This is a genomic window from Synechococcus sp. R5-13 (assembly GCF_047462015.1).
Lineage (GTDB): Bacteria > Cyanobacteriota > Cyanobacteriia > Thermostichales > Thermostichaceae > Thermostichus.
This window is the reverse complement of the sequence record NZ_JANSIL010000129.1, coordinates 1-10,623: the sequence shown is the minus strand read 5'-3', so window position 1 is coordinate 10,623 and position 10,623 is coordinate 1. Positions and strand designations below refer to the sequence as shown.

Below are 10,623 nucleotides of genomic sequence, written 5' to 3'. Positions count from 1 at the left end.
ATAACTTCCGCATTCCTCCCGACACTGACCCTACGGGTACAGTGCGGGGCTCCTGCGATTTCTAGCTGAGTTCGTCTAGCAACGACGGGAGGAGCCGCCCGAAGAGTGGCGAGAAGAGCTGCCCCCCGATGAAGGGCGGGAGGAGGAGCCGAAAGAGCCAGAAGAGCGCGAGGAGCCGCCACAACAGGAGCTTGCAAAGCTTGGATCTGGTTTTGCAGTTGTCTGCAGCGACGCTGCCTGCACCAGTACATTGTGCCGCCGATTATCCCTGCAGCACCTGCCCCCACCCCTACCAACGGCCAGGGCGAAGGGGGAGGCGGGTAGGTCATGCCTCTGTTGAATTGCTGCCCGGCGCTGCAGCCGGCCTGACCGCGTCAGCGCTGCAGTTCCTCCCCCAGCGCTTTGCTCCTGACGCCAGCTGTCCCATGGGCTATTTTTGCTGGGGATCCCTTCCGATGGCGCGATAGGGCGAGCCACCCCAGTTTCAAGGCCAGCCCCAGCACCTGCCAGCCGCGCAACCGGATCACCAGGGATCCCCATCCGTACCAACCGATGCGGGTGAAGGTCAAGCGCAGGTGTTGAGCCAACGGAAGAGGTAGAGCGGCGATTAGTCCCAAGCATTGCCCCGTCAAAGCTGGATCGGCAAAGCCAATTTCTACGCCGCCTTGCCAAGATTGGATGTGGAGCTGCTTGCCCAGCTTCCACAGGTAGGGCCAATCTCTGGGGGAGCAACGTTCTCCCCGCTGCGCCGGCCAACGGCCGCGAAGGCGCAGGGATCCCCAACGCCATTCCCAGCCACGGCGGCTGCCCCGCACAGTCCACCCCCCCCAGCCGTGCCATTTCCAGATCCAGGCAAGGGGGCCCTGCCAGGGTTTGCGGTAGCGCAGAATGAGCCGTTGAGGCCAGAACAAGAGAGTTCCCAGGAAGCCGGCCAGCAGCAATCCCAAAGGACTCCGTCCCGCTAACGCGAACAGCTTGAGCACCGACTGGGATCCTCCGCGGTCAATCCATAGCGGGCCAGAAAACGGGGCAAATCGACCACCAGGCAGGTGTAGGATCCCTGCATCACCAGCCGCTCCTGCTGGGTGATCTCCACCTGAAACCGAATGCGTCTTCCCTCCACGGCCACGACTTCGACCCGAACCTGCAAGGGATCCCCCGCCACCGCTGCCGACCGATGTTCCAAGGCAAAGCGGATCCCGACCGCCGCTTCCTCCGGCTCGTAGAAGGGCTGCAAGGTGGTGTGGCTGCACCGCTCGATCAACGTCAACAGAGCTGGGGATCCGATCACCTTCACACCGGGGTTGCCTAGAGCCTCAGCGGTTTGTTCTGGGCCGAGGATCCCTTGCCAGGTGCCAAGGGTGCCCAAGGGAACGGGTTTCATCTCCGCACAACCAGAGTGCTCCGCACCGCTAACGCGAACAGCGGGCAGGGGCGCGCATTCTCCTGGATTGCCACAGGCTCCAGCCTTGCCAGAGCAGGAGAATCAACGCCAGGATCCCGACCACCCCGGCCAGCACCAGCGCCCGTTCCCAGCGGGTGGCATGGAAGCCGGTTACCGTCCAATCGCGGCTGAGGTTGGATCCCAGAATGGCAAGCGTGGCCAGAGCCAAACCAAGGACTCCGTCCCGCTGCCGCGAATGGATCCCTGGAGATTCCGCCCCTCTTCCCTCCTGCTGCAGGAGGATGGGCTGCAGCGCCGCCAGGATCAAAGCAGTCATCAAAGCTCCCAATAGGAAGGCCGCTTGCGGCTGGGCGTGAATGAAGTAGCCCACCCCCACCGGCAGAGCCAGGCTGGCCAGCGTCAGGGCGATCCCCGTCTGCAGGGGTTTGTCTGGCCCGTATAGCCAGTGAATGAGCGCCGCCAGCGCCATGGCCGCCATTCCCAGGTACAGCGCCGCCGACACATAGGGCTGGGTGAGGTCGATCCCGGCAACCTGCAGGTTGAACTGGTGCAACAGGTTTTGCAGCAGAGGGCGGGCCGACAAAAACAAAGCGGCCATGGCCCCCCAACGGCTGGGAAAAGCCAGACATCCCAGCCCCAAGAGGGCCGCCCCGTAGGATCCCCCCAATCGCAGCGCCAGCAGCGCTCCTCCCCCCACCAGCGTTAGGCCCACGCAGGCCTGCCAGAGCAGCCATCCTTGTTGCTCGGCAACGCTGACGCGACCGGCTGAAGCCTCCGGCCCGCTGACGCCAGCAGGTTCCCCTGCCGGCGCGGGGATCCCCTGTCCCATCTGGTTTTCCAAGGCAAGCAAGGCCCACGAGAGCAGCACCCCCACCCCGTAGAGCAAGGCCCAGAAGGGATCCTGGTATAGGCCGTTGCGGGTCAAGGCCAAGGCCAGCGCCAACGCCACCAGCCACCCCACCCCATGCCCCACTGCCGACAGCAGCCCGGGGGAGTCTTCTGAGGCGGTCAAGAGCGGCACAGTGCCTGCCACCAAGCTGAGGGCGGCCAGCCCCACCGGCAACAGCACCTGCCAAGGGAGATCCGGCTGGGATCCCATCTCCAGCAGGCGAGATCCCCAGGTTATGGCGGCAATGCCGCTCCACCCCTGGCCCAGCGCCATCAGCAACGACAGGGCTTCCGCTGCGGCCAAGACCCCCAGCAAAGGGATCCCCACCAAGCCCATCCCCAGGCCGCAGCCCCATAGAAAGAGCATTCCATGCTGCTCCGCAATGCCGATGCGACTGGGGGAGCCGATAGCCAGACTTTGCCAGGCCGCCAAACTGAGCAACAGCACCACCAGCCCTTGCCCGGCCCGACCGCAGCCACTCAACCCCAGTAAACCCACCCCCACCAGGCCCCCCAACAACAAAGCCAGGGGGATCAGATCCGGCAACTGACCCAGCCAGCACCCCAGCGCCGCCAAGGCCACCAAGCCCAGCCCCACTGCCGGTTGCCAGCGGCGAACGGATCCCCAGCGGCGATATCGAATCGCTTCCAACAGCAAGACCACCAAGCCAATCGCGGCCGCAATCGCCAAAACTCCGCCCAGCATGTGCTCCCTCCTTTCAAGCCCTGCACCAACTATCGCCTATCGTTGTCCGCTCATCATCGCCATTCGCAGAAGCGTCGCGTAGGGATAAGGTTTACTCCTTGCCCCAGACTCGGTGGAGGGCAGTGCCCCGCACCGCTAGTGCGTTTGCGTTTGTGAAAGCGTCGCGTGGCGATAACGCAAAGATAAGCTGGAGAAGAGCAGCGAGCGGGCGTTCATGTCTTCAGAGCATTACAAGTTCGACCTTTTCTTACGCTACCACCGAGAGCAAGCCCGGTGGGCGCGTCAACTGGCGGAGCGGCTGGATCGCGAGGGTTTCAAAGTCTGGTTTGACCGCTGGATGCTGCAGCCGGGGGATAACCGCAAGCTGGAGCTGCAACTGGCCATCGAACAATGCCGCTGGGTGGGAGTGGTGGCCTCTCCAGAGTTTGTTGCCGATCCCTGGCCAAGGGATGAGCTGTACAGCGGGTTTCCCCATGCCCCGGCACGACAAAACCAGCGCCTGCTGACGCTGCTGCACACCCCCACTGAGCTACCCCGCCCCCTGGAAGAGGCGCCCCTGCTGGATTTTACTGGCTCAGAAGAGGATCCGGTGCTGTTTGAGTACCGCGCCTTGGAGCTAATGCACTTTTTGGATCCCAGCTTCCCTGCCCCCGGGGATCTGCAGCGGTTCCGGCTGCAATACCGTCGCCGTGAGGGGAAAGAGTCCCTGGAAGATGAAGAGGTGCGGGGATTTCAGGCCTTTTTGCGGGCCATCCAGATGGCCATCCTGCGCATTGCCACGGGCGAAACCCCCTCCGCCACGCCAGAAGAAGGGGCACGTCAGATTGCCATTCTGCAGTTCATTCAGCGGCTGTTTCAGTGGAACAGTGCCGACATCCAATTCGAGCGGGGGGAAGACTGGCGTCGCCGCGGCAACCTGACGGAAGCCCTGGCCGCCTACGACCGGGCTCTGAACATGGATCCCAACTTCGCCCTGGCTTGGAGCCGCCGTGGGGATGTGCTGGTGCAGCTGGCCCGCTACCGCGAGGCGGTGGACAGCTACAACGGATCCCTGAGCATCAACCCCTACGACGAAGAAACCCGGCTGCGCCTGGCCCTGATTCTGGGGCGCCTGGGGCAGTACAAGTCGGCGGTGGTTAACTACGACAAGGTGCTGGAGAGCAACCCGGAAGATGCTCTGGCCTGGCATAACCGCGGCATCCGCCTGCTGCAACTGAAGCGGTCTAAGCTGGCCCTGAACAGCCTGAACAAAGCGCTGCGCCACAACCCCAAGCAGCCCCGCACCTGGCTGGCCCGTGGGATCGTGTTGCGACGGCTGCGGCGGCCCAGCTCGGCAGCGGCTAGTTTTGCGCGGGTTTTGAAGCTCAACCCCAGAAGTGCGCGGGTTTGGCGCTACCAAGGCAATGCCCTCTTCCACTGCCACCGGCTGCGCTCGGCTGTCGAGTGTTACAAGCGCTCGCTGCGGCTGCGTCGCCGGGATCCCATAACCCTGCACAACTTGGGGGTGGCCCTGCTGCGCTTGGGGCAGTATCGGCTGGCCAGCAAGGCCCTAGAACGCGCCCTGCGCTACGATGCCGACAACTACAAAAGCTGGTACGCCCGCGGTGTAGCCTTCCAGAAATTGGGCTACCTGAAAGAAGCCTGTATCCACTTCGAGGAAGCCCTCAAGATCAAGCCGGAGCACTTTCCAGCCCGCTATGCCCTGGCAATGGCCCAGCAGGAGCTGGGGCAATATGAGGCCAGCCTACGGCATTTCCAGCGCTTGGTGCAGCAGCGTCCCGGCAGTTCTGCCTGCTGGTTTGGCCAGATCACCAGCCTGCGGCGTCTGGGCCGGCTGGAAGAAGCCCGTGCCGCCTGCCAGCAGATGCTCCGCCTCAACGAACGGGATCCCTGGGGCTGGTTTGCCCTGGGGTTGATCTACAGCGAGCTGAGGGATCCCGAACAAGCTGTGCAAGCCTACTCGCGGGTTTTGCAGCTCACCCCAGAAGATGCTGTGGCCCTCAACAACCGCGCCTGGGAAGCCTTGAAATTGGGGAAGCTGGAACCTGCCCTGGCAGACGCCCAACAGGCCACGCACCTGGATCCCCAGCGGCCCGCCTTTTGGCATACCCTAGGGCTGATTCAACTGCGGGCCGGCCAGCGAGCAGCCGCCCAAGCCAGCTTGCAGCGCTGTCTGGAGCTGGATCCGCAATTTCAGCCGGCCCAAGCCGCCCTGCAGGATTTGGCCCAAGAAGACTCGGCCTCGCCGGCGGGAACAGCTCTGCCGGATTTGGAAACCCTCACTCCCCAGTCGGAGCCGCAGCCAGTTGACCCCAACCCCTAGCAGGACCCCTGGGCTTTCAGACCCCAAGGACAATGCCTGCAGCAGGCAGACGGGAGCAGAACATGCCACACTGGATCCCGCCCCCCAGGACCGACACGCATGGATCCCTATCTGATCCCTGTCAAGCTTCCCCACAGCTCCTACGATATTCTCCTCCAGTCTGCCGAAGGCTCCCCTGGCCACAGCCTCATCCAGCTGGGATCCCAAATGCGAGCTAGAGGGCTTTCCGGCAAGGCTCTGGTGGTGAGCCATCCCGGCATTGCCAAACACTTTGCCGAGAAGTTGCTGCAGGGGCTGCAACAAGCGGGGTTTGCCGCCCGCCTCTGCCTATTGCCTGCCGGCGAACGCTACAAAACCCTGCGCTCGGTGGCCAAGATCTACGACGCCGCCCTAGCCTTTGGCCTGGAGCGCTCCTCCACCTTGGTGGCTCTAGGAGGGGGGGTCATTGGCGACATAGTGGGGTTTGCTGCCGCCACCTGGCTGCGCGGGATCCCTTTTGTGCAGGTGCCCACCTCCCTCTTGGCGATGGTGGATGCGGCCATCGGCGGCAAGACCGGCGTCAACCATCCCCAGGGGAAAAACTTGATCGGGGCGTTTTATCAGCCGCGCCTGGTGTGGATTGACCCGACGGTGCTGAAAACTCTGCCCCAGCGGGAGTTTACCTCAGCCCTAGCGGAAGTGATCAAATATGGCGTGATTCAGGCTGCCGACCTATTTGAGTTTTTGGAAGATCGACCCCAACTGAGCCGCTATACCGACTTTACTCCCGCAGACTTGCACTACCTGCTGCGCCGCTGTGCCGAGTGCAAAGCCTGGGTAGTGCAGCAGGACGAAAAAGAAGCGGGCCTGCGGGCCATCTTGAACTACGGCCATACCCTCGGCCATGCCCTGGAAACGGCCACCCACTACCGCCGCTATCTGCACGGAGAAGCTGTCGCCATCGGCATGGTAGCTGCCGGGGAGATCGCCCGCCGCCTGGGGTGGTGGAGCGCTGCTGAAGCCGAACGGCAACAACGCCTCATTGAAAAAGCAGGACTGCCCAGCCGGTGGCCGGCCGGGATCCCTTGGGAGGCAGTGCTGCAGGCAATGCAGGCCGACAAGAAAGTCAAACAGGGGCGGATTCGCTTCGTTCTGCCCCGCCGCATCGGCCAGGCCGAGCTGACCGATCAAGTCGAGCTGGCAGAGGTGCAGGCTGCTTTGGCCTCGATTACAGCCACCTCTGGAACCCTAGAATTAGGAAAACCTAAGGACAAGAAAGCATGGCACGGCAACAACGGGTAGCCATCTTGGGGGCCACAGGAGCAGTAGGGACGGAGCTGCTGACGCTATTGGAAGAGCGCCACTTTCCTGTAGCCGACCTCAAGCTTTTGGCCTCGCCCCGTTCAGCGGGCACTTATTTGACCTTCAAGGGGGAGCGGATCCCGGTTGAGCCGGTTTCAGAAGCGGCCTTTCGAGGCATGGATCTGGTGCTGGCCTCTGCCGGAGCAAGTGTTTCCAAAACCTGGGCCAGAACCATCGTCGAGGCGGGGGCGGTGCTGATTGACAACTCCAGCGCCTTTCGCCTGGATCCCAATGTTCCGCTGGTGGTGCCGGAGGTCAACCCCCAGGAAGCCTTCCGTCACCAAGGGATCATTGCCAATCCCAACTGCACCACCATCCTAATGTGCGTGGCCATCTACCCCCTGCATCGCCACATCCCCCTGCGCCGCGTGGTGGCCGCCACCTATCAATCGGCCAGTGGGGCCGGGGCCCGCGCCATGGTGGAGCTGCAAGAGCAAACCCGCGCCTACCTCCAGGGGCAGCCGTTGCAGCCCCAGGTGTTCCCTTACCCCATTGCCTTCAACCTCTTCCTCCACAACAGCCCCCTGCAAGAGAACGGCTACTGCCAGGAAGAGATGAAAATGGTCAACGAATCCCGCAAGATTATGGGATCCCCCAACCTGCGGCTGACAGCTACCTGTGTGCGGGTGCCGGTGCTACGTACCCACGCCGAGGCCCTCAACCTGGAGTTTGAACAGCCCTTCCCTGTGGAAAAAGCCCGGCAAATCCTGGCCCAGGCCCCTGGGGTGGTGCTCATTGAAGATTGGCAGCAGAACCGCTTTCCCATGCCCATCGACGTGGCCGGCAGGGATGAAGTGGCGGTGGGCCGCATCCGCCAGGACATCTCCGAGCCCAAGGCCCTGGAGCTGTGGCTATGCGGGGATCAAATCCGCAAAGGTGCGGCCCTCAACGCCCTTCAAATTGCCGAGCTGCTTTTGAAGGACTAATTCCCTACATCACTCATCATCACCCATCTCATCATCATCACCCATCTCATCATCCGTGGGTGTCGGAGTCGGCGTAGGTGTTGGAGTCAGCGTAGGTGTCGGTGTAGGCACTATCGTCCCACCGCTTCTGCCGCCACCGCAGCCGGCTAGCCCTAAGCAAACTCCGCCCAGACTTAGAGTTACAAGGGTTGCAATTGCTTTATTGCTTTTTCCTCACTATCGCCACCTAAACACACTGACAGGTTGTTTTCCGCAGGAGGAGTGGCCGCTCGACTAGAGAAAGCTTAGCCTCGAAACCAGCTTGTTGGGAGTGATGAGAAGCACTGACACCTAGGTTTATACTGCTTGGCAGCTTCAGGATCCCTAGGCTAAGCAGCCAGAGAGTCATTTTCAGCCGTCGAGGAAAAAGAGCTGGTGGAGGGTTTCCCAGGCAGGCAAAAAAAGGGAAAAATTGAAAAGCATTTGGCTTGGTAAGGAGGATCTTGTGCATCCAATCGCGATGGGATCCCTGGCCAGCTTGATCGCCGGGTTGGCGACGGGGCTGGGGGCTTTGCCGGCCCTTTTTCTTCCCTCGCTCTCCGAAAGGGTACAAGGGATCCTGCTGGGGTTTGGGGGTGGGGTGATGTTGGCGGCCACCTCTTTTTCCCTGCTGGTGCCGGGCACCGAGGCAGCCATAGCGCTGGGGTATTCCCCATTTGGGGCGGCTGTGGTGATGGTGGCAGGCCTGTTGTTGGGGGCGATCTTCCTGGAGAGTGCCCACCGCTTTTTTCCCCACGAGCACTTTTTCAAAGGGGTGGAAGGGGAGAACCGCGCCCATTTGAAGCGGATTTGGCTGTTCATCATTGCCATCGCCCTGCACAATTTCCCGGAAGGCTTGGCGGTGGGGGTGGGTTTCGCTACCGGCCAAGTCGGCGATGGGTTGGCGCTGGCGCTGGGGATCGGCTTGCAGAACATGCCAGAAGGGCTGGTGGTGGCTTTGTCACTGGTGGGCCAGGGGTACTCGCGGCTGTTCGCTTTTGGCATCGCCTTGCTGACCGGACTGGTGGAGCCCATCGGCGGCATCCTGGGAGCAACGGTGGTCTCTCTGGCGCAGCCCCTACTACCCTGGGGCATGGCTTTTGCGGCGGGGGCGATGTTGTTTGTCATTTCCGATGAGATCATCCCTGAGTCGCACCGGCAGGGGTTGGAGCGGGAGGGCACCTTTGGGGTCATCAGTGGGTTTGTGGTGATGATGTTGCTGGATATCACCTTGGGCTAGCAAGGGATCCTGTCGCGAAGTGGAACGGAGTTTTATTTTTTTATGTTGAGTAACGAACCCTTTTTGTGGCGAGGAGCAGGGGAACACGCCTGTCTGCTGCTACATGGATTGGGGGGCGGTGTTTACGAGTTGCAATGGCTGGCAGAGCGGCTGTTGGCGGCTGGCCTGACGGTGCAGGGGTTTAACTATCCCGGCCATGACAGTGCTCCGCATCGCTTACACGACCGCCGGTCTGCCCACATGCCCCCTTCCCGCTGGACGGAGTGGTACGGGCGGGCTTTGGAGCATTATCTGGCTTTGCAGCAGGAGTATCCCCGCGTTTCCTTGGTGGGCTTTTCCACCGGCTGTCTGCTGGCTTTGCACCTGGCTTTTGCCCATCCTGTTTACAAATTGGTGCTGCTGGCGCCATTTTTCGCCATTCGCCACCGCTGGTACTATCTTTTTCGCCCAGAGCAGTACCTGAACAGCCTGGGGTGGTTGTTGGAGGATGTCCCCCGCTTCCATCTGCCCATTCGGGACGGGGATGTCCGCGCTTTGGCGGAAAAGGTAGCCTATTTTCGCAGCTTCAATCTGTCGGCAGTGCGCAGCGCCCTCGAGCTCATCGAGCGGGTCAAGGGGGAAGTGGCCAGCATCCGGGTTCCCACCCTGATCCTGCAATCCCGCCAAGATACAGTAGTGGATCCTGAACAGGCAGCGTGGCTCTATCAAGAGCTGGGATCCGAGGAGAAGATCTTGTCTTGGCTGGAGCACTCCGACCACATCCTCACTTTGGACTGCGAGCGGGAAACGGTGTTTGCCCAGGTTTGCGCCTTCCTCAACCAGGATCCTTCTGCGCCCGGATCAGCGTAACCCGCTGCCAAGCACCGCGGGCATCGTAGTCCCGGATCAAACGCAAGAGACAATGGCAGTCTTCCGACTGCGGAAACCAGCTCAGGCTCACCGAAAAGCTGCGATCCCGGTGGGCGGTAGGGATGGGCAAGGGATCCGGCCCGCCAATCCACAGCCCTCCCGGCAAGGGATCCCAGTTGCTCAACCACTCTGCCCCCGAGCAGTCCACCTCGGTTTCGGCAAACCGGCCCTCGGCAACCGCAAAGCTCTGGGCGATCCCCCGCCATCTCCCCTGGAGGCAGGCTCTCAGCTGCTCTCTGCTCAGGGGTGCACAGTCTGCAACGGGATCCAAAGCTTGGCCGCGCCGCTCCAGGATCGCGGTTACCTCTACCAGACGACCTTGGGCATCCCACTGTTGCACCAGCCGCGCCTTGCGATCCCCCCAGAGAAAGCCCTGCTCGACGGCAAAATCACTAAACGGCGCCAGCTGCAGCCGCCCATTGGAAAAAGATCCATCGGGGAAAAACCGCAATCCAGGAGAGAAGTCTTGGTAAACCCAACTGTGGCAGCTTTCTGGAGTGGGGGATCCCTGTAGGGGGTAGTAGGCGTTGGTTTGGCGGATCGCGCTCCCTGCCGCCGGACTTCCTGAAGAAGAGGATGGAGCCAAGGCCTCAAAGGTGATGAGGCTGCGCTTTTGGCCCCCCAGCTCCCAGCCGCCGGCGGTGGGTCGATAGTTGGAGAAGAGGCCGTGCCACACTCCCAGGTGGAGAGCCAGACATTGTTTTTGGGTTTTCATGAAGCAATGTGAAGCTAAGATTGTGAGGACGTAACGCTGGAGAGCAAGACCTATGGGGAAGAAGCTCCGAGGTGGCATTTTAGTAAACTACCCGACCCTGACTGCTTCGCAGTACAGGGCGGGCTTTCGGCAGCCCTGCAGTTGGCAAGCCA

Annotated in this window: 9 protein-coding genes; 5 read left to right on the top strand and 4 right to left on the bottom strand. The window is 61.9% G+C overall.

Going from position 1 to position 10,623, the window contains the following annotated elements; genetic code table 11:
• Nucleotides 1-374: 374 nt before the first annotated feature.
• From NW840_RS10015 to NW840_RS10005, 3 genes are read right to left on the bottom strand one after another with little or no spacing between them, the layout of a single operon-like run.
• On the bottom strand, nucleotides 375-983 hold the full coding sequence (locus NW840_RS10015) for a hypothetical protein (protein WP_414344004.1): 609 nt from the start codon (nucleotides 981-983) through the stop codon (nucleotides 375-377).
• Nucleotides 962-1,384, bottom strand: coding sequence for a thioesterase family protein (locus NW840_RS10010; protein WP_414344002.1), 423 nt, complete (start codon nucleotides 1,382-1,384; stop codon nucleotides 962-964). Before NW840_RS10010 ends, NW840_RS10015 begins: the two co-directional genes overlap by 22 nt.
• A 28-nt stretch (nucleotides 1,385-1,412) precedes the next feature.
• Complete coding sequence (locus NW840_RS10005; protein ID WP_414344000.1) at nucleotides 1,413-2,999, bottom strand: hypothetical protein; 1,587 nt, start codon at nucleotides 2,997-2,999, stop codon at nucleotides 1,413-1,415.
• Between the two features lie 214 nt (nucleotides 3,000-3,213).
• On the opposite strand from NW840_RS10005, the gene NW840_RS10000 reads away from it, so the two are divergent.
• From NW840_RS10000 to NW840_RS09980, 5 genes are all read left to right on the top strand, one after another.
• On the top strand, nucleotides 3,214-5,322 hold the full coding sequence (locus tag NW840_RS10000) for a tetratricopeptide repeat protein (RefSeq protein WP_414343998.1): 2,109 nt from the start codon (nucleotides 3,214-3,216) through the stop codon (nucleotides 5,320-5,322).
• 99 nt (nucleotides 5,323-5,421) lie between these two features.
• Entirely contained in the window at nucleotides 5,422-6,603 is a 1,182-nt protein-coding gene (gene aroB / locus NW840_RS09995) for a 3-dehydroquinate synthase (protein WP_414343996.1), read from the top strand.
• Entirely contained in the window at nucleotides 6,582-7,589 is a 1,008-nt protein-coding gene (locus tag NW840_RS09990) for an aspartate-semialdehyde dehydrogenase (RefSeq protein ID WP_414343993.1), read from the top strand. The genes aroB and NW840_RS09990 overlap by 22 nt, the downstream gene beginning before the upstream one ends.
• 484 nt (nucleotides 7,590-8,073) lie before the next feature.
• Nucleotides 8,074-8,847, top strand: a complete 774-nt coding sequence (locus tag NW840_RS09985; protein ID WP_414343991.1) for a ZIP family metal transporter — start codon at nucleotides 8,074-8,076, stop codon at nucleotides 8,845-8,847.
• A gap of 42 nt (nucleotides 8,848-8,889) precedes the next feature.
• Nucleotides 8,890-9,696 carry an alpha/beta hydrolase gene (locus tag NW840_RS09980; protein ID WP_414343989.1) on the top strand — a complete coding sequence of 269 codons (807 nt, stop codon included), beginning with the start codon at nucleotides 8,890-8,892 and terminating at the stop codon, nucleotides 9,694-9,696.
• On the opposite strand, the gene NW840_RS09975 is transcribed toward NW840_RS09980, so the two are convergent.
• Nucleotides 9,662-10,471, bottom strand: coding sequence for a DUF3598 family protein (locus NW840_RS09975; RefSeq protein ID WP_414343986.1), 810 nt, complete (start codon nucleotides 10,469-10,471; stop codon nucleotides 9,662-9,664). The two genes, NW840_RS09980 and NW840_RS09975, sit on opposite strands and share 35 nt — an antisense overlap.
• Between the last annotated feature and the right edge of the window lie 152 nt (nucleotides 10,472-10,623).

Coding starts and splice junctions, on each gene's coding strand:
- NW840_RS10000 (WP_414343998.1), top strand. CDS start 3,214: ATGTCTTCAGAGCATTACAAGTTCGACCTTTTCTTACGCTACCACCGA.
- NW840_RS10010 (WP_414344002.1), bottom strand. CDS start 1,384: ATGAAACCCGTTCCCTTGGGCACCCTTGGCACCTGGCAAGGGATCCTC.
- aroB (WP_414343996.1), top strand. CDS start 5,422: ATGGATCCCTATCTGATCCCTGTCAAGCTTCCCCACAGCTCCTACGAT.
- NW840_RS09975 (WP_414343986.1), bottom strand. CDS start 10,471: ATGAAAACCCAAAAACAATGTCTGGCTCTCCACCTGGGAGTGTGGCAC.
- NW840_RS09980 (WP_414343989.1), top strand. CDS start 8,890: ATGTTGAGTAACGAACCCTTTTTGTGGCGAGGAGCAGGGGAACACGCC.
- NW840_RS09990 (WP_414343993.1), top strand. CDS start 6,582: ATGGCACGGCAACAACGGGTAGCCATCTTGGGGGCCACAGGAGCAGTA.
- NW840_RS10005 (WP_414344000.1), bottom strand. CDS start 2,999: ATGCTGGGCGGAGTTTTGGCGATTGCGGCCGCGATTGGCTTGGTGGTC.